General features: G+C 67.5%; 18 protein-coding genes and 1 tRNA gene. 4 read left to right on the top strand and 15 right to left on the bottom strand.

The window, feature by feature from the left end; translation table 11 throughout:
• Window positions 1-22: 22 nt before the first annotated feature.
• The gene (locus K6753_RS03235; RefSeq protein ID WP_223674730.1) at window positions 23-2,137 is read right to left on the bottom strand and encodes a RelA/SpoT family protein; all 2,115 of its coding nucleotides are present in this window, start codon (window positions 2,135-2,137) and stop codon (window positions 23-25) included.
• Between the two features lie 96 nt (window positions 2,138-2,233).
• On the opposite strand from K6753_RS03235, the gene K6753_RS03230 reads away from it, so the two are divergent.
• Both K6753_RS03230 and K6753_RS03225 read left to right on the top strand, forming a co-directional pair.
• On the top strand, window positions 2,234-2,743 hold the full coding sequence (locus K6753_RS03230) for a hypothetical protein (protein ID WP_223674729.1): 510 nt from the start codon (window positions 2,234-2,236) through the stop codon (window positions 2,741-2,743).
• A gap of 48 nt (window positions 2,744-2,791) precedes the next feature.
• Window positions 2,792-3,241, top strand: a complete 450-nt coding sequence (locus K6753_RS03225; protein WP_223674728.1) for a hypothetical protein — start codon at window positions 2,792-2,794, stop codon at window positions 3,239-3,241.
• 30 nt (window positions 3,242-3,271) lie between these two features.
• Here K6753_RS03225 and hrpA read toward each other — a convergent pair whose 3' ends face one another.
• A complete protein-coding gene (gene hrpA / locus K6753_RS03220) occupies window positions 3,272-7,372 on the bottom strand; it encodes an ATP-dependent RNA helicase HrpA (protein WP_223674727.1) in 4,101 nt (1,366 codons plus the stop codon).
• Window positions 7,373-7,457: 85 nt separating this feature from the next.
• Here hrpA and K6753_RS03215 point away from each other — a divergent pair, with 85 nt between their 5' ends.
• Both K6753_RS03215 and recQ read left to right on the top strand, forming a co-directional pair.
• Complete coding sequence (locus tag K6753_RS03215; RefSeq protein ID WP_223674726.1) at window positions 7,458-8,021, top strand: Dps family protein; 564 nt, start codon at window positions 7,458-7,460, stop codon at window positions 8,019-8,021.
• Between the two features lie 148 nt (window positions 8,022-8,169).
• Complete coding sequence (gene recQ, locus K6753_RS03210) at window positions 8,170-9,984, top strand: DNA helicase RecQ (protein WP_223674725.1); 1,815 nt, start codon at window positions 8,170-8,172, stop codon at window positions 9,982-9,984.
• A gap of 70 nt (window positions 9,985-10,054) precedes the next feature.
• On the opposite strand, the gene K6753_RS03205 is transcribed toward recQ, so the two are convergent.
• The 13 genes from K6753_RS03205 to K6753_RS03150 form a co-directional block, all read right to left on the bottom strand.
• A tRNA-Lys gene (locus K6753_RS03205) sits at window positions 10,055-10,130 on the bottom strand.
• Between the two features lie 206 nt (window positions 10,131-10,336).
• Complete coding sequence (locus tag K6753_RS03200) at window positions 10,337-10,636, bottom strand: hypothetical protein (RefSeq protein WP_223674724.1); 300 nt, start codon at window positions 10,634-10,636, stop codon at window positions 10,337-10,339.
• A gap of 17 nt (window positions 10,637-10,653) precedes the next feature.
• Window positions 10,654-11,403 carry a hypothetical protein gene (locus K6753_RS03195; protein ID WP_223674723.1) on the bottom strand — a complete coding sequence of 250 codons (750 nt, stop codon included), beginning with the start codon at window positions 11,401-11,403 and terminating at the stop codon, window positions 10,654-10,656.
• 14 nt (window positions 11,404-11,417) lie between these two features.
• Window positions 11,418-12,320 (bottom strand): ABC transporter ATP-binding protein, encoded by a 903-nt coding sequence (locus K6753_RS03190; RefSeq protein WP_223674722.1) that lies wholly within the window; start codon window positions 12,318-12,320, stop codon window positions 11,418-11,420.
• Window positions 12,307-13,233 (bottom strand): transposase, encoded by a 927-nt coding sequence (locus tag K6753_RS03185; protein WP_223674721.1) that lies wholly within the window; start codon window positions 13,231-13,233, stop codon window positions 12,307-12,309. The genes K6753_RS03190 and K6753_RS03185 overlap by 14 nt, the downstream gene beginning before the upstream one ends.
• 13 nt (window positions 13,234-13,246) lie before the next feature.
• Window positions 13,247-14,218, bottom strand: coding sequence for a HEAT repeat domain-containing protein (locus tag K6753_RS14735; RefSeq protein ID WP_223674720.1), 972 nt, complete (start codon window positions 14,216-14,218; stop codon window positions 13,247-13,249).
• An 87-nt stretch (window positions 14,219-14,305) separates the two neighbouring features.
• Complete coding sequence (locus K6753_RS03175) at window positions 14,306-14,464, bottom strand: hypothetical protein (protein WP_223674719.1); 159 nt, start codon at window positions 14,462-14,464, stop codon at window positions 14,306-14,308.
• A 52-nt stretch (window positions 14,465-14,516) separates the two neighbouring features.
• Entirely contained in the window at window positions 14,517-14,669 is a 153-nt protein-coding gene (locus tag K6753_RS03170) for a hypothetical protein (protein ID WP_223674718.1), read from the bottom strand.
• Between the two features lie 8 nt (window positions 14,670-14,677).
• Complete coding sequence (locus tag K6753_RS14630; protein ID WP_255591141.1) at window positions 14,678-14,806, bottom strand: hypothetical protein; 129 nt, start codon at window positions 14,804-14,806, stop codon at window positions 14,678-14,680.
• A 142-nt stretch (window positions 14,807-14,948) separates the two neighbouring features.
• Entirely contained in the window at window positions 14,949-16,175 is a 1,227-nt protein-coding gene (locus K6753_RS03165) for an ABC transporter permease (protein WP_223674717.1), read from the bottom strand.
• A complete protein-coding gene (locus K6753_RS03160; protein ID WP_223674716.1) occupies window positions 16,159-16,824 on the bottom strand; it encodes an ABC transporter ATP-binding protein in 666 nt (221 codons plus the stop codon). The genes K6753_RS03165 and K6753_RS03160 overlap by 17 nt, the downstream gene beginning before the upstream one ends.
• A 53-nt stretch (window positions 16,825-16,877) precedes the next feature.
• A complete protein-coding gene (locus K6753_RS03155; RefSeq protein ID WP_223674715.1) occupies window positions 16,878-18,110 on the bottom strand; it encodes an efflux RND transporter periplasmic adaptor subunit in 1,233 nt (410 codons plus the stop codon).
• Complete coding sequence (locus K6753_RS03150; RefSeq protein WP_223674714.1) at window positions 18,080-18,787, bottom strand: YIP1 family protein; 708 nt, start codon at window positions 18,785-18,787, stop codon at window positions 18,080-18,082. Before K6753_RS03150 ends, K6753_RS03155 begins: the two co-directional genes overlap by 31 nt.
• Window positions 18,788-18,896 lie beyond the last annotated feature (109 nt).

Below are 18,896 nucleotides of genomic sequence, written 5' to 3'. Positions count from 1 at the left end.
TCCGGCACGTGCCACGACGCCGTCAAAGCCGTTGAGCGCGCTCCACGCCCGGCAGCGTCGCCAGCTTGCCCAGCAACGACGACAGTTGCCCGTAGTCGGCAACGCGCAGCCGCAGCCGCAGCCGCACGCGTGCGCCATTGCGCTCGTGGTCGCTGTGGATCGCCGACACATGCGCATTGCCCTGCGCGATGGCGTTGGTGACCTCCTTCAGCAACCATTTGCGGTCCAGTGCGACCACCTCGACATCGACGTCGTAGCCACTGCCCGTGCGCCCCCATTCCACCGGTAGTACGCGCTGGGGCTGGCGTGCCAGCAAGCGTTGCAGCGCGACGCAGTCCGGACGATGCACGGTGACGCCGCGCCCGCGAGTGAGGTAGCCCAGGATCGGCTCGCCCGGCAGCGGCTGGCAGCAGCGCGCGATCTGCACCAGCAGGTTGCCCACGCCCTGCACGGTGAAGTCGCCCGGTCGGCTGCGGCCGGCGCGGCGGGGTTCGACCGGGACAGCTGTGGCTTCAGGCGCGGTGCCCCCGCTTCGCTCGTGCTCGCCCAGCACGCGCGCCACCTGGTGCGGCCCAAGGTCGCCCAGTGCGACGTGCACATACAGGTCGCCGTCGGTCGCGAGGTGGAACTTCTCGAGCGCCGGCGCCAGGTCCGCACCGAGCAATCCCAGCCGCCGCAGTTCCTTTTCCAGCAGTTCGCGGCCTTCGGTCTCGTTACGCGCACGGTCGAGCTTGTGGAACCAGCCGCGCACCTTTTCGCGCGAGCGCGGGCTGGCCAGGAAGCCGTTGGCCTCCACCAGCCAGTCGCGCCGCGGCTCGCCGGTCTTGGCGGTCATGATCTCGACCCGATCGCCGGTGCGCAGGCGGTGGTCGAGCGGAACGATGCGGCCGTCGACCTTGGCACCGCGGCAGCGGTGGCCGACCTCGGTGTGCACCCGGTAGGCGAAATCCAGCGGCGTCGACCCGACCGGCAGGTCGATCACTTCGCCTTTGGGCGTCAGCGCATAAATCCGGTCCTCGACCAGTTCGGTGTCCAGCTCGCCGGCGAGGCCGGCATCGTCGCGCCCGCCGCCTTCTTCCAGCAGCCGCCGCATCCAGGCGATCTTGCGGTCGAACGCGGCATCCGCGCCGCGTCCGCCTTCCTTGTAGCGCCAATGCGCCGCCACGCCGAGCTCGGCCTGACGGTGCATGTCGTGGGTGCGGATCTGCACTTCCAGCGTCTTGCCTTCCGGCCCGATCACCGCGGTGTGCAGCGACCGGTAGTCGTTGCGCTTGGGGCGCGCGATGTAGTCGTCGAACTCGCTGGGGATCGGCACCCACGTCGCATGCACCACGCCCAGCGCGGCGTAGCAGGCAGCGACATCGTCCACCAGGACCCGTACCGCACGCAGGTCGTAGAGCTCGCCGATCGGCGCGCCCTTGCGCTGCATCTTCCGCCAGATGCTGTAGATGTGCTTCGGCCGGCCGGCGACGTCGGCCTCGATGCCCTGAGCGGCCATCGCCTCGCGCAGCACCTGCTTGACCTGCTCGATGTAGCGCTCGCGCGCGCCCCGCTTCTCGTCCAGCAGGCGGGCGATGCGCTGGTAGGTCTCGGGCTCCAGGTGGCGGAACGCCAGGTCCTCGAGTTCCCACTTCAGCTGCCAGATGCCCAGCCGGTTGGCCAGCGGGGCGTGGATGTCGCGGGTGAGCGCCGCCAGCTCGCGGCGCTGCGCGTCGGGCAGGTCGCCGGCCTGCTTCATCCATGCCAGCTGCCGCGCGAGCAGGATCGGCACCACCCGCAGGTCGCGCACGATGGCCAGCAACAGCCGGCGCAGACCTTCGCTGCCGCCACTGCCCGGGTGCTCGGCATGCAGGGCCCAGACCTGTGCGGCCGCGTGCTGCCCATCGAGCAGCGCCACTACCGCCGGATGTTGCTTCGGGAACTCCGGACCCAGCGCCGGCAGCATGGTTGGGGCGGCGTGCAACAACGCGGCCATCACGGTGTCGGCGTCCGCGTCGAGCCGGGCCAATGCGTCCAGTACGGAAACCGTCACTTCGACCGGTTCCGCCACACCCGCGGTCGCATTGTCGCGAGGCCCTTCCGCCAGCGCATCGCGCCACGCGGCCGGCAGGCCGGCGACGGCCGGATGGTCCAGCATGGCGGGAGAAAAGGAAGGCGCGGGGGGCATCGCGGACGGATCGCGGTCGAAAGTTTCGCGTCTACACTAGCGAGCATCCCGTCCGAGGAACAGGCCATGCTTTCGATCCGCGCCCGCTCGCTGCGTCCGCTCGCCCTTTCGCTGGCTCTCGTACTGATGCCGATGGCAGTCCTTGCGCAGGATGCACCCCGGCTCATCGAGCAGGAAATGACGCCGGAGGAATTCCGTGCCGCTGGATTGGACCGCTTGAGTCCCGAGCAGCTGGCCAGCCTCAATGCATGGCTGGGGCGCACGCTGGATGTCGAAACTGCCAAGGCAGCGGAGACCGCGCGCGCAGAGGTGAAGGAAGCCAGCCGCGGATTCCTGAGCTTTGGTTCGACCGAGCCGATCGTGGCGCGGATTCAGGGCGAGTTCCGTGGTTTTGGCAAAGGCCGTCGCTACACGCTGGACAACGGACACGTCTGGGAGCAGGTGGATGACGCACGCCTTGCCGGCGCCCGCTTGGACAGCCCGACCGTCACGATCGCACCCGCGGTCATCGGTAACGTCTGGTATCTGTCGGTCGAGGGTTACAACACCCGGGCCAAGGTCCAGCGCATCGAATGACGCCTGCACGAGGCCTGCGTCGAACCTTTCGAAAAGGAGAGTCAACCCATGCGAATCGCAGTGTTGTTGTTGGCGGCGGCGACCGCCTTCTGTACGTTTCCTGCAGCGGCGCAGTACCGGCCTATCGAGGAACGCCTGACCGAGGCACAGTTCCGGGAAGCGGGGCTCGCGAAGTTGGACCAGTCCGAACTTGCCGCGCTTAATCGCCTGCTCCGCGAAGACGTGGCGCCGGCCGCTGAAGCTCCGGTGGCGGCGTCGACTGAAGAAGTGGACGAAGCACCAGTCGAGTCCCGGCTGGTCGGCCCGTTCAAAGGATGGTCGAAGGGCACCGTGCTGACGCTGGAGAACGGCCAACGCTGGCAGGTGACCGAGGGCGACCTCTATCTGGGCCGCGCCGAGGAAAGTCCGGCGGTTTCAGTCAAACCCGGACTGTTCAGTGGCTGGTACCTGCAGGTGGAAGGGCAGAGCCCGCGCGCGAAGGTACGCCTGCTCGACTGACGCAGTCCATCCTGCCCGCTGCGGCAACGACTATTGCAAGTGAGACAGCCGTGTAGCCAGCTTCTTCGGCGACACACCCTTCGCCCCGAGTTCCTGGGCGAACAGTGATACGCGCAGCTCCTCCAGGTCCCAACGCAGTGCCTGCCACTCCGGCCGGCCGGCGATCCCGCGTTGCGTTGCATCGGCCAGCGCATCTGCGAACGGCTTGATCTCGAGCATCCGCGCCTGGTCGCGCATCGGGTCGCGCAGTGCGCGTTCGCCTCGCAGCGCCAGTGCCTTCAGGTAACGCGGGTAGTCGCGCAACACGTGCTGGGGCGTGGTGCTGAGGAACCCCGGCGGCGCCAGCGTCGACAGATGCGCGCGCATGTCGTCGAGGTTGCCGCTGGCCCAGCCCATCAGCGGCGATTCCAGCGCGCCACGCACCTCCGCCACGCCGTCCAGGATCGCCTCGGCCAGCCTGAGGCGTTCCACCGACTCGGCGAACAACCCCTTGCCCACCGCATCCCGACGCGTGGCGAATGCATCGGCGTCACGGATGTCCTCGAGCCCTTCCGCCGTCAACGCGTCGAACGCCCCCTGCACCAGGTCGGCGCGCAGCCGGTCGCCCTCCCCGGCAGGCCCCGAGCGTTCGCCCTGGGACTCCAATGCCGCGTACTGCAGCGCGGTGCGCGGCGGCACGGGCAACTGCTTGCGGGCCTGGCGCATGCGGTCGGCCAGCGCCAGGGCCAACAGGCGGCGCACGCCCGCCGGGTGGGCGCGCTCGGCGTCCTCGCGTTGCGCGTGGACCTGCAGCGAAACGCTGTCGCCGTCGTCATGCAGCGCCGGCCATGCCGGTACGCCACCCGCGCCGGGCACGGAACGCGGCACCGGCGTCTCCGGGAAGGCCACCAGCCCGCGTTGCGCCAGGCCATCGGCCGCGCGCGCGGCGAACGCCTCGGCCGCCGCCGCTGCGAACCGCTGCTTCAGGCCATCGACATCGCGCGACTCGGCCAGCACGCCGCGGCCATCGCGGTCCAGCAGCCGGATGTTCATGCGCAGGTGCGGCTCCAGCACCGACTCGTCGAACTCGCTGCGCGCCACGTCTACACCGGTCGCGCGCCGGAGGAAACGTGCGAGCGTGCCGGCAAAGTCGTCATCCTCCTGCCGCGAATGCGCCTCGGCGAACGCGCGGGCGAAATCGGGCGCCGGCACGAAATTGCGGCGCAGCGTCTTGGGCAGGCCGCGGATCAGCGCCGCGGCCTTGTCGGCGACGAACCCGGGCGCCAGCCACGACACCTGCGCGGGGTCGAGCGCGCCCAGCAGATGCAGCGGCACGGCGACCGTCATGCCGTCGTCGGCCGCTCCGGGCTCGAAGCGGTAGCGCACCGCCAGCCGTGCCTCGCCTACCGCCAGTATTGCCGGGAACCGCGCGGCCTCGCTCTCGTCGCCGACCATCAGGTCGTCCAGCGACCACTCCAGCGCTGCCTTCGACGCGGCATCGAGCTTGCCGAACCACGCATCCAGTGCATGGGCGTTGTGCACGTGCGCGGGCAGTCGGTCCAGGTACCACTGCGCCATCCATTCCTCGTCGACCACCAGGCCGACACGGCGCTGCTTGGCCTCCTCTTCCCGCGCCTTCTCCAGCGTCGCCAGGTTGCGCGGCAGGAAGGCCACGCGCGTGTTGATCTCTCCCGTCACCAGCGCCTCGCGCGCGAAGATCGCGCGCGCCTCGTCCGGGTACAGCGCGCCGTAGTGCACCGGCCGCTTGGGCGCGAGCACCAGCCCGAACAGCGAGACCTGCTCGCTGCCGACCACGCGCCCCTGCGATCGCGCCCAGCGCGGGTCGTGGTGGCGACGTGCCAGCAGGTGCGGCAGGGCCTCGATTGCCCACTCCGGTTCGATCGCGGCGTTGGTCAGTGCCCACACGCGTTCGGTGTCCAGCAGCGTGGCCGACAGCACCCACGGGGGCGGCTTCTTCGCCAGCACCGAGCCGGGGAACAACTGGAACTTGCGGCCGCGCGGGCCCTCGTACAGGCCGCGATCGGCGCGGTGGCCGACCTGCGCAGGCAGGCCGGTGAGCAATGCGCGGTGCAGGCGTGCGTAGGACGAGGCGTCGTACCGGCCCGGGGCCTGCGCCTGTTGCGCCAACTCCTCGCCGGCGGCGCGCTCCGGCGCCCCGGACGAACGCGCCCGCCCACGCCGCCGACGGGGACCGCGCTTCTGGCCCTCGGCCGTGAGGGCGGCCGCAACCGCGCTGGCCCGTGCCGCGGGGTGGGGCGAAGCCGCCACGCGCGTCACCTCCCACCCCAGTTCCTCCGCCATCAGCTTCAGTTGCCGGTGCAGCTCGCGCCACTCGCGCATCCGCAGGAAGCCCAGGAAGTGCCGCTCGCACCAGCCGCGCAGCTTCGACTGGGTCAGCTCCTCGTGTGCCGCCTGGTAGCCCTCCCACAACTTCAGGATGCCGACGAACTCGGACTTGGGGTCGGCGAACTGGGCATGCGCGGTATCGGCCGCGGCACGCTGGTCGGCCGGCCGCTCGCGCGGGTCCTGGATGCCCAGGAACGCGGCGATCGCCAGCATCTCGTGCAGGCAGCCGGTGTCGTTGGCCGCCACCAGCATGCGCGCCAGCTTGACGTCCACCGGCAGCCGCGCCATGACACGCCCGACGGCAGTGAGCGCGCGCTTGCCGTGATCGGCGACGTTGTCGACGGCGCCCAGTTCGGCCAGCTCCTGCCAGCCGTCGGCCACGGCGCGCGGCTCGGGCGGTTCCAGGAAGGGGAAGTTCTCGATCGACCCCAACCCCAGCGACAGCATGCGCAGGATCACGCCCGCCAGGGCTGCGCGACGGATTTCAGGGTCGGTGTAACGCGGGCGCGATTCGAAGTCCGCTTCCGGGTACAGGCGGTAGCAGGTGCCTTCGGAGATGCGCCCGCAGCGACCCTTGCGCTGGTCGGCGCTGGCCTGGCTGACCGGCTCGATATGCAGGCGGTCGAGCTTTGCGCGCGGGCTGTAGCGCTTGACGCGCGCCAGGCCGGGGTCGACCACGTAGCGGATGCGCGGCACCGTCAGCGAGGTCTCGGCGACGTTGGTGGCCAGCACTATGCGCCGCTGCGGCCCCGGGTTGAACACCCGGTCCTGGTCCTTCACCGACAGCCGCGCATACAGTGGCAGCACCTCGGTATGGCGGTACTTGCGGCGCTCCAGCGCCTGGTGGGCATCGCGGATCTCGCGCTCGCCGGGCAGGAACACGAGCACGTCGCCGCGGGGGTCCTCGCGGGTGATCTCGTCGCAGGCGGCGACGATGGCTTCGTTGACCGTGCGCTCGCCCTCGGATTCGCCCTCCCCTTCCAACGGCCGGTAACGCACGTCAACCGGATACCCGCGCCCCTCCACGCTCACCACCGGCGCGTCGTCGAAGTGCGCCGCGAAGCGCGCGGTGTCGATGGTCGCCGAGGTCACGATGACCTTGAGGTCGCGCCGGCGCTGCAGCAGCTGCTTGAGGTAGCCCAGCAGGAAGTCGATGTTGAGGCTGCGCTCGTGCGCCTCGTCGATCAGGATCGTGTCGTAGCGCGACAGCCAGCGGTCCGACGCGATCTCGGCCAGCAGGATGCCGTCGGTCATGAACTTCACCGCCGTCTGCTCGCCGACGTTCTCGGTGAAGCGGACCTGGTAACCGACCGCGCCACCCATCTGCACGCCCAGCTCTTCCGCCACCCGGCGCGCCACCGCGCGCGCGGCGATCCGGCGCGGCTGGGTACAGCCGATCATGCCGGCCGCGCCCCGGCCGGCCGCCAGGCACAGCTTGGGGATCTGCGTGGTCTTGCCCGACCCCGTCTCGCCGGCGATCACCACCACCGGGTGGTCGCGGATTAGCTCGACGATGCGCTCGGCTTCCGTTGCGATGGGCAGCGTGGGGTCGACCGGTGCGCGTGGCAGGGACGCGGCACGGGACTCACGCTGCGCCACCGACTGCGCCAGCCGCGTCTCGAACACCTGCCGCGCGGCGGTGTCCTCAGGCCGCCCGCTCCAACGTGACCACAGGCCGTGGAGGCGGCCGCGGTCTCGACTGAGGGCACCGTCGATCGCCCCGCGGGCTTCACGCAGGGCGGCTTTCGTTGACGCCATGCTGTCGGGGTGGTCGATAGGCTTCATTGATCGGATCGAGAAGAACAAACCATTTAACGCGGAAGGCCGCGCCACGTATTGTCACTGCAACCCCCACAAAGGGAGAAACCTCATGGCCAAGACCAAGAGTTCCAAGCCCAAGGCCGGGCGCACCACGTCCACCAGTCCCGCCGCTTCGCCGGCGCCGGCATCCAGCGCGCCGGCCATCGATATCGGGATCTCCACCGCCGATCGCAAGAAGATCGCCGAAGGCCTGTCGCGATTCCTCGCCGACAGCTACACGCTGTACCTGAAGACCCACAACTTCCACTGGAACGTCACCGGCCCGATGTTCAACGCCCTGCACGTGATGTTCGAGAACCAGTACACCGAGCAGTGGAACGCGCTGGACGAGATCGCCGAGCGCATCCGCGCGCTGGGCTTCAACGCGCCGGGTTCGTACGCCGAGTTCACCAAGCTCTCGTCGATCCCCGAGGAACCTGGGCTGAGCGACGCCGCCGACTGGCGCGAGATGGTGCGCCAGCTCACCGTCGGCAACGAAGCGGTGTGCCGCACCGCGCGCAAGGTCCTCAAGACCGGCGACGACGCCGGCGACGACCCGACCGTCGACCTGCTGACCCAGCGCCTGCAGACCCACGAAAAGTACGCCTGGATGCTGCGCTCGCTGCTCCAGTGACCGCAGTGGCCTGACAGGGAAACCCGCCGGCAGCCGGCGGGTTTTTTCTTGCGCGCAGGTTACGGACGCCGCAGAACAGGTTTTCCCCACTCCGCCGACAGCCCTGGCGCGCAGCCGCTGCGACGGGCGCTTGCTACCCTTTGCGCCGATGAACGACCGCGCGCTCGACCTGCTCCGCTCCACCTTCGGCCACCCCGGTTTCCGCGGCGAACAGGCCGAGATCGTCGACTGCCTGCTTCGCGGCGACGATGCCCTCGTGCTGATGCCCACCGGCGGCGGCAAGTCGCTGTGCTACCAGCTGCCGGCGTTGCTGCGCGAGGGCTGCGGCATCGTCGTCTCGCCGCTGATCGCGCTGATGCAGGACCAGGTGGACGCGTTGCTGCAGCTGGGCGTGCGCGCGGCCTGCCTGAACTCGACGCTGGATGCGGCGACGGCCGCAGACGTCGAGCGGCGCCTGCTCGCCGGCGATCTCGACCTGCTGTACGTCGCACCCGAGCGGCTGCTCACCGGCCGCTGCCTGGACCTGCTAGACCGCGCGCCCATCGCCCTGTTCGCCATCGACGAGGCCCACTGCGTCTCGCAATGGGGACACGACTTCCGGCCCGAATACCGGCAGCTGACGGTGCTGCACGAGCGCTGGCCGGAGGTGCCGCGCATCGCACTGACGGCGACCGCCGACGCGCCGACGCGCCGGGAGATCGCTGAACGGCTGGCGCTGGAGGAGGCGCGCACCTTCGTCAGCTCCTTCGACCGACCCAACATCCGCTACCGCGTGGTGCAGAAGGACGGCAGCGGCGCGCGCGCGCTGCTGAACTTCCTGGGCGACCGCCGCGGCGAGAGCGGCATCGTGTACGCGCTGTCGCGCAAGCGGGTGGACACGTTGGCCGACCAGCTGGCCACGGCCGGCATCAAGGCACTGCCCTACCACGCGGGCCTGCCTGGCGAGACGCGTGCGGCCAACCAGCGTCGTTTCCTGCAGGAGGACGGCGTGGTGATGGTGGCGACGATCGCCTTCGGCATGGGCATCGACAAACCGGACGTACGTTTTGTCACCCACGTCGACCTGCCCAAGTCGATCGAGGGCTACTACCAGGAGACCGGACGCGCCGGCCGCGACGGCGCACCCGCCGAGGCCTGGATGAGCTACGGGCTGGGCGACGTGGTCAACCTGCGCCAGATGATCGGCCAGGGCGATGCGCCCGAGGAGCGCAAGCAGTTGGAGCTCCGCAAGCTCGACGCGCTGCTGGGCTATTGCGAGTCGACCCGCTGCCGGCGGCAGGCCCTGCTGGACTGGTTCGGCGAGTCGCACGCCGGCGCCTGCGGCAACTGCGACAACTGCCTGGAGCCGCCGCAGACCTGGGACGCGACCGATGCGGCACGCAAGGCGTTGTCGTGCGTGTACCGCACCGGCCAGCGCTTCGGCGCCGGTCATGTCATCGACGTGCTGCGCGGCGTATCGACCGAGAAGACCCAGCGCTTCGGCCACGAATCGCTCAGCACCTGGGCCATCGGAGCCGATCTCGACGCCCGCCAGTGGAGCGGCGTGTTCCGCCAGCTGGTGGCCTTCGGACTGCTGGAGGCGGACGTCGAGCGCCACAATGCGCTGCGCCTGACGACGCAGGCCGGCCCTGTCCTGCGCGGTGAGCAACGGCTGGCCATGCGTCGCGAACTGCCGCGCAGCGGCCGCAAGGATCGCCGCGGTGCTGCCGCCCCCCTCATCGACCTGCCGCCCGACGCGCAGTTGCGCTTCGACGCCCTGCGCGAGTGGCGCGCCACCACGGCGCGCGAGCAGAACGTCCCCGCGTACGTCATCTTCCACGACGCCACGCTGCGGGCCATCGCGCAGGCCGCGCCCGACGACCTCGACGAACTGGGGCGCATCCCCGGCATCGGCCAGAGCAAGCTGGACCGCTATGGCGACGACGTACTACAGCAACTGTTCGATTGCGACGCGGCCGCCTGACAGCGGCGTTGTGCCGAACCTGCCCGCCAGAAAGCACGAACCCCGCTTGCGCGGGGTCGCATCGAGGCAGTGGTGGGTCGTGATGGATTCGAACCATCGACCAGCGGATTAAAAGTCCGATGCTCTACCAACTGAGCTAACGACCCACGGAATCCGTGTACCCCGCGCTGACCGCGCGGCCGGGCTGCATTGTGCCACAGAGCCCGCCCCGGGCAGCGATGCGAAGGCGGGCTCCGGCCGGTCACGCCATGATGGGTAGCGTCGGCTACGACGGCGCGGCCGCTGGCGACCCCGTCCAACCTCCCCGGCATTGGTGGCTTCGTGCCGGCGACGGGACTACGCACCACGATGGTCAGGCACCGACGCGCCGCTCCCGGGCCTCATCCAATTGCCGACGCGCTTCCGGGTCCGCCTCGATCAGGCGGCGCAACGCGCGGTAGACGTATACGCGGCAGAGCCCGGGCCATGCGACCAGCAGGTACACCGCACCGGCCACGACCCACTCCATCCGTGGGGGATTGACAAGCCCCGTGTAGTCGCCGGTGGCGGCCAGCAACAGGACCGCCAGCATCACCCATCGGAACCAGGACCAGAACCGCATGCCCCAGTCGACATTGAGGACGTGCTTGAGCTCTTCATCCGTCAATCGCATGCCAGTCTCCCTGATTCCTAGTAGTGACCGATGGTCGCCCGGCGCATTGCCCGCAAGCGCATGCGGCCAAAGAGCACGAGTCCGATCACGAAGTACGCCAACGATGCGCCCAGTGCGATGCAGAATGCACCCCAGCTCCAGCTTGTCGAATCCATCACCACGGCCTTGGCCAGGCCCATGGGGCCCACGAACGGCAACAGGAGCGTGGCCGACGACGTGCCGATCCACGCCGCAGCGCCATCGGCGATCATCACCGGCATCAATCCGAACGTGGCCAAGAGAACCAGGGCACGTGTCTTCTTGAACAGCAGCGCTACACCCGCGAGGACGAAGCCGGCACCAGCCGCCGTGACGAGCGCCAGCGCGACGGCTGCCAATGCCTGGGCCGACAGCTCGACCTCCGCGATTCGACCGACCAGAAGGACGATCCCGCTCACTATGGCACCCGTCACCACGACGCCGGCGGACATGCGCGCCAGCAGGATTCGCTGGACGGACAGGCCGCCCGTAAACAGCTGCTCCACGGTGCCGCTCTGCGATTCGGCCTCGATCTCGGCTGCAGGTCCCGACAGAAGGTTCATGCAGAACATCCAGCCCATGAAGGAAAGGACCGTCAGGGTGGCGACTTGGCCAGCCGGCTGCGGGTTTCCGAACGCTGCGTCCGCGCCGTATGCAATGCCGAAGAACATGCCTGACAGGATCAGGAACGAGAGCGCCGTCTCGACCGGATACCGGCGCATCTGCAGCAACGAGCGGCGCAACTCCATCCAGAAAAGGTATTTCACGCGGCCTCCTTCTGAGCCATGTGCTCCATCGCATTGCGTAGGCTTGCGCGGCCCACCGTGCACGACACGATGGCCGCCGGCCTGACCGCGTCCAGCACGCTGTAAAGACTGGTGGTGGATGCGTCCGCACGCAGGCTGCGTCCGTCCACCGACACGCCCATGGCACACAATTGAGCGATCAGCGCTCCAGACGGCGTGTGTTCCAGTTCCACTTCCAGCACCTGCTCGCCCATCAGGTCCCGCAGCTCACCGAGCGCTTGCGGCTCTTTCGAGCGCCCGCCCTCCAGGACCAGTGCCCGGGTGGCCAGCCGTTCGATGAAATCGAGCTGGTGAGACGTCAACACCACGGCACAGCCCCGGTCCCGCAGCGTCTCGATAGCCTGCAGGATGAGCCGTTCGTGGACGAGGTCGACGCCAAGGGTGGGCTCGTCGAGCAGCAGCACCCGCGGCTCGCACATCACCGCGATTGCCAGCACCAGGCGTTGCTGCATTCCTCGTGACAGCGTGCCCACCAGGCTGTCGCCCTTGTCTGCCAATCCGGCCCGCAGCAGGACCTCGTCCCGGCGTGCTCGACGCGACCGGGCCGATGCACCCTTCAGCGCTCCGAAATAGTCGATGTTTTCTGCCACCGACATTTTCCAGTACAGGCTGCGCCCTCCGTCCAACACCACGCTCAATCGCGGGTCGGCACGGCCTGGACGACGGTTCCGCCCGCAGATGCCGACGGTTCCGGCATCAGGCAGCACAGTGCCAGCGATGGTCCTGAGCAGGGTGGACTTCCCCGCGCCATTCAGGCCGAGTACCGCGAAGACTTCGCCGGCTTCGACGCTGAAGGAAACCGGCTGCAATTCGAACCCGGGATACCGCTTGCTGACTCCGGAGACCTCAAGAGAAGGCATGCTCGATCTCCTGCCGCGGCGCGCGGACCTTATGGATTTCCACTCGGCTGGACTCGCGCACCAAGATCGAGCTGTCTCGCATGCCCTGCATCATCAGCTCGATCCGCCTGTCCGGATCCTCGACCCGCGAGCTCAAGCTCTTCAAGGCCGCGAAGCGGATACGCGGATTGACGTGGTTGCGCGAAATGTGGTCGATAATCTCGACCGTGTTCTCGTCACCGATCGCGGCAGCGACCGACAACACGCACACCATGTTGTTGCGGTTCACCATCTTCTTGATGACACCCGTTGCGGTATCGGCGGCGTACTGATCGGTGACCACCGGGCGCAACGTGTTCTCCATGATGTTGAGCGATATCGACAACTCGTCAGCGGGCAGCTGATCGTGGACATCGATGAAGGCCCGATACAGCATCACCTTGCCCTGGTCGAGCGCTGACCGTTCAACGAAGCGAAGGCCCATCGGCTCGCCCGGATAGCCCGCCACCTTGTCGTAGTCGTACTCGTAGTAGTCGCTCCAGTAGCCGGGGCCGTGGTAGCCGACAGTGAGGAAGTTGAAATTGTGGTCGTGGGGCTTGTGGTAGAAGAACGGATCCGGACCACTCGCCTGCATCACCGCGTCGTGGGCGCTGGGCCAGATGTTGGCACGCAGGAAGTAGTTCTTGCACGGGTTCAGGTGCAGCATCACCACCTGCGGCGTGTACGTGTTTCCCCGCTGCATGGTGGCCAGGTCCTTGAGTTCCCGCGCGACCACGTCGGCCAGGAACGTGCGGTTGTTGGCTAGCGCCTTCAGGTCCGATGCCGCGGCCGCCATGCTGTCATGGCAGCGCGTATCCAGGTCACGGTCCAGGCGCTCGATCAGCTCTTCCAACTGCACGACACGTGTTTCTTCGGTTTCGATGACGATAGGCATGGTCGGGTCCGTGTCAGGCGGCGAGTAGGGGTTGGAACTGATCGAGCGTGCGCTGCGCGGTGCGGCGTACGTCGGGGTTCGGATCGTGCCGGGCCATCTCCTCCACCAGCGGCCATGCGCGCTCGGCATTGATGGCCAAGAGCTCGCGCATGACATACCAGCGCACGAAGTAGTCGGCGTGGCCGACGAACGGCAGGCAGGCGTCGAACGCCTCGCCGTGGCCGAACAGGCGCAGGATCGTCGCCATCATCTGGATGCGCGATGCCTTGTCGTTGGTGGCGGACAGGCCGATCAGCCGATGGCTGGACGAATCGAACTCGGGCATGACCGAAGCATTGGAATGCTTGGCATAGGCCTGGGCGAAACAGACCACTGTCTCGGCGGACTCGAACGTGAACGAGTCGCGCCCGGCTCGCAGTACGAGCTGGTCGCCATCCTGCACGCGGAACGTGCGCAGCACCCGGCAACCGGTGTCCGGCGTCGCGGGGTTTTCATCGGTGATCTCGTCGCAGGTATAGACGGTCACCACGGCACCACCACCCTTGATGAAACGTACCAGCAGGTCCTTGGGCGTCATCATGATCGAGCTCGGCTTGGACTTGTTGCGATGCTTCTTGAATGCCACCGACGTCGGGTCGGCTACCACGGTGGCCACCGCGAAATGGTCGGTGTCGATGAACTGGAGGCCGGTCATCGCCTCGTTGTCGATGCTCTGGCCCTGCGCCTGGTGGATGGCGCTGCCCATCGAGCAGTCCACCTCCGTGCTGAAGAAAGCGGCAATGGCGTCGGATGCGAGCAGCCGGCTGAAGTACGGCAGCATGTCATCGAAGGTCGGATCGACCATCGCGCCGATCGAAGACTTGATGAATGCGATTTCAGCGAGCTCCGCGTGGCGCTCGCTTGCGGCTCGCGCGGCGCCGAAGAACTTCGCCTGCTCGTCGGGATTGTTGGCGTACTGCGACAGGAAGAACTGGCTGTTTTCCACGTTATCGTCCTTGTGATGGTGGAGTTTGCGAGGGGTATCGTCACGAGCCTGGTAGAAGCGGGGCGGCAAAGCCGCCCCGCAGCGGCATCAGGAAGGCGCCACTTCGGTGTTGGTGTTGATGAACACGCCGGCGATGATGCCGACGGCCACGCACACACCACCGACAGTGGAGTCCTGGACCTCGGTGCCGACGACGCCGACGTCCATGTCCAAGCACGGAACTGCCGCGATGGAGATCGTTTTCATGTTCAAGTCCTTGTGATGCGCCGGCCGGGCTCCGGTTGCCCGGCCTGCGGGGTCAGCCGATGGAGGCTTCGTGGGTCTGCTGGTTGATCATCACGCCGGCGACGACACCGACGATCACGCAGACACCACCGACGGTGGAGTCCTGCGTTTCCGAGCCGACCACCGCGACGTCGAAATCCAGGGTGGGGATGCTGTTGATGTTCATGTCGGGCCTCACTGCGGGTCGAGAACGGCGATGGCGATCAGGATGGCCAGGGTGACCGGCTCGAGCAGGCTGTTCTGCGTGCGCGAGCTGGGCATGCCCACTTCCATTTCCAGCGACGGGATCTGACTGATGTTCATGTACTTCTCCTTGGTTGATGGTTGGTACTACGGGTACTACAGGTACTGCTGCGTCCATGCATCACTGCTTCCTCGCGGCGTCCTGTTGCCGCTTTCCGTTTGGTGCCCCAGCTTGCGGGCACCGATCAGCGCGTCCTGCGCGTCATTCGTGCCTGAGTGCGGTAATGGGATCCATGCGCGCGGCCTTGGCTGCTGGTAACAGCCCGAACACGAGTCCGACCACGGTGGCGAATGCAAAGCTAAGGCCGACGGCCCACCATGGAACGACGGCCGAACCGACGCCGGGCAGTACCGAGCTCACGAGGAGTCCGATCGCGTAACCCAGGACGACGCCGACCACGCCACCGGCCAGCGAGAGCAGCGCCGCCTCGAGCAGGAACTGCTGCATGATCCGCGCAGGTGTGGCGCCCAAGGCCTTGGCGATGCCGATCTCGCGGGTCCGCTCGGTGACCGACACCAGCATGATGTTCATGATTCCGATCCCGCCCACGAGTAGCGATACGCTCACCATCGCGGCCAGTACGACACCGGTCATCTGCACGATTTCGGAGAATGACTCGTTCAACTCCTCGGCCGTCTGGACCTTGAAGTCATTCGCCTGGCCAGGCTTGAGCCGGTGCAGCTGGCGAAGCAGCGCGGTGATGCGCTCGGCGGCCTGCTCGACGCGATCCAGTGAGTCGACCTTGAGCGTGATGCTGACATCCGGCTCGGCCAGGTCGCCGATCGCGAGGCCCGTCTTGAAGGGAATCAATACGAAGTCGTCCTGGCTGAACCCGAATATCTCGCCGCGCGGCTCCATTACTCCTACGACGAGGAAAGGCTCGCCTGCGATGGTGATGAAGCGGCCGGTAGGGTCGTTCGGCAGGTCAAGCGCGTCCCGCACCTTCTCGCCGATTACACAGATGCGGCGGCGTGACCGGTTGTCATGGCCAGTGATGAACCGCCCGACGCGGGGGAACAGCTGTCTTGCATCCTGGTAGCCCTCCGTGGTGGCAAGGATGCGCGTGAATGTCTTCTTGCCCCGAACCGCCACGTCCGCACCGAAATCGCTGACCGCCATGAACATGGGCGATACATCCCGGATCTCGTCGACGTGCTGGACGATGAACTCGTAGTCGCGCAGCGATAGCCGGTTCCGCCGACCCTGCATCGATAGCTCCAGAGGGGTGTGCGAGCGGACAGTCAGGCTGTCGCCACCCAGGCCGGAGAACTTCTGCGTGATCGAGCGCGACAGGCCGGACATGACGGAGACAACGGCGATCACCGCCGCCACGCCGATGACGATGCCGAGCGTGGTGAGGATGCTCCTGAAACCGTGGGCGCGAATGCTACCCACGGCCTCTCCGGCCACATCAAGCAACGCGCGCATGGAGGTCTCCGCCGTTGCACTTTTCCGACACGAGCCGTCCATCCGACAGCCGGAGCACGCGCTGGCAGCGGTCGGCGACCTCCGACTCGTGGGTGACCATCAGCACGGTGTGGCCATCGGCCACCAGTTCGTCGAACAGGCGCAGGATCGCCTCGCCGGTTTTCGAGTCGAGGTTTCCCGTAGGCTCGTCGGCCAGCAGGATGGAGGGCTGGCCGCACAATGCCCGTGCGATGGCGACGCGCTGGCGTTGGCCGCCGGACAGCTGGGTGGGAAGGTGGTGGCCCCGGTCGGCCAGTCCGACACGAGCCAGGGCACGTCGGGCGAGCTCGAACCGTTCCGCCGGTTTCATCGGCCGGTACACCAGCGGCTGGGCGACGTTATGCAGTGCGCTCACGCGCGGTAGCAGCTGGAAGTTCTGGAACACGAAGCCGATCTCGCGGTTGCGTACCAGCGCGAGGTCATTCTCACTGAGGGCGTCGATGCGTCGCCCATTGAGGCGATAGGAGCCCGAGTCGGGGCGGTCGAGGCAACCCAGGATATTGAGCAGCGTCGACTTGCCGGCGCCGGACGACCCCACGAATGCGACAGACTGCCCGCGATGGATCTGGAGGTTGACGTCATCGAGCGCGACGACCGTCTCGCTTCCCATCCGGTATGCCTTCCGGATGGCCCTGAGCTCCAGCAGTGGTTGCTGGACGGGGCTCACCGAGCGTCAGCCTGGATGGAACGGACGCCGTCGCCATTGCGCAGGTAGCGCAGTTGCTTGTATGGGCCGGTCACGATCTGCTCGCCTTTCTCCAGGCCAACGCGAACCTGCTGGAACTGGTCGTCGGCCAGGCCGGTTTCCACGACGCGCTTCAGCGCCTGGCCTTGTTCAACCACGTACACGTAGCTCTGGCCCGCGTCCTCCGCCATCGGGTCGGCAGACTCCGAATTGTTGCTAAGCACTGCCTGTAGCGGCACGGCGACGACATCGGAGGCGGTCTGGGTGTAGATCTCGGCACGGCATGACATGCCCGGCCGCAGCGTAAGCCTGCTGTCCTCGTCGAAGCGCAGGCGCACCGTGTAGCTGCGCCCGGAGCCTGGCGCTCCCGGCAGCGCCGTACGCGGGGTGAGTGCGATATGGGCGACTTTCGCCTGTACGGGTGCGTCCGGATTCCCGGCCGCGAAGACGGCTGCGGCTTGGCCGAGCCGCACGCGCGGGATGTCCGCCTCGTCGACGTGGACTTCGGTGGTGAGCGTTGTGGGGTCGGCGATGGTGATGAGGCTCGAGCCCGCAATCCCGGATGCGCTGGGAACCGCCGTCTCACCTTCCTTGATCGAGATGGCCACCACCACACCCGACATGGGCGCGCGGATCGTTGCCTTTGCAAGCCGCTGGCGGGACTGCTGCAGTTGTGCCCGGGACTGTCCGAGAGACTCCTGCGCGGTACGCAGGCCAATCTCCGCAAGTTGTGCGGCTTGCTGCTCCTGCTCGTAATGGCGCGCGTCGATCAGTTGGGATTTGAACAGCTGGGCCATGCGCTCGGCCTGGCGCTTGGCTGCTTGCAGTTCGACGCGCTGGCGCTCGATTGCAATGCCCTGTTGTGCCACGACGGCCTGTTGCTGGTCGACCTCCGCATGCAGCATCTCGTCGTCGAGCACCAGCAGCACCTGGCCCTCCTCGACCCGGTCGCCCTCGCGCACCTTGACCTGCCGCACCCGTCCGATCACTTCGGGCGACAGCATGGCCTGCTGCTCGTAGACCAGGGTCCCCGACGTCAGGATCGACGCGCGGACCTGGCGACTCTGCACCTGCTCGACGTCCACGACCTTGCCGTCTTCGCCCGCACCCCAGTGGGCCAGGACCGGCACCGACACCAGTGTCGCGACTGCAAGGATTCCAAGCGCGCGGGTCTTCATGGTCAGCCCGCCACGACGATCTTCAGCGCCCATGCGCCGTACACCACGACGAATGGCAGCATTGCGGTTGTGATGGCCTGTGCCCAGCCGCGCCGCGTCCAGAGTTGCAGGCCAAATGCCAGCAGGCCGACGGTCCACAGGGTGGTCAGGTTCAGGCTGCTGGCCAAGCCGTGCCATGTCGAGCTGGCTTCCAGACCGATCACCAGCGCATTGAGCGAGAGCGGGTTGAGTGCGTCCGGCGCAACCTGCCCATTGCCGCTGAAGAGGATCTGCAGCGCCATGACAGGCACGAGCAGCAGCGCGGGGGCGGTGCCCCAGGCCACGAAACCAAACCACTGGCCGTATGGGCGTCCCTGCCCCAACACCTTCCCTGCAACAAGGAAATAGACGGCCAGGATCGCCAAGACAAGCGGCGTCACCACGAGCGCACTGGCGACCGACATCGCCAACAGTCCTCCACGCGACAGCACCGATGCCGCCGCCTGCCGTGAGGCGCTGTCCGTCACGTCCGCATGCTGTGCGATGAGGCGGTCCTGCAACCAGGCGATGTCGACGACCTGGTAGTACCAGACCCAAATGGCGACATGGCCGGCGAGCGCGAGCAGCACAGGCAGGTAGGCCATGGAGCGGCGGGGGATGGAATCGAAGACCCGGCGGGGCTCGGTGAAGATGGTGACCAGTGCTTGGCCGGGAGAAAGCGTCGTGTCCACGTGTGCGTCCTGTCTTGGGGCAGGCGTAACCTGCCGCGCACCATGGGTCATTTGTGGCCACCCGGGCTCGAATGGTCCAAAAACACGCCGAACGGTCGAAAGCCGGGGT

Source organism: Novilysobacter selenitireducens (assembly GCF_020026895.1).
In the GTDB taxonomy this organism is placed as follows: Bacteria; Pseudomonadota; Gammaproteobacteria; order Xanthomonadales; family Xanthomonadaceae; genus Lysobacter_C; species Lysobacter_C selenitireducens.
The sequence above is the reverse complement of the archived record's forward strand: the minus strand, read 5'-3'. Positions and strand labels throughout refer to the sequence as shown.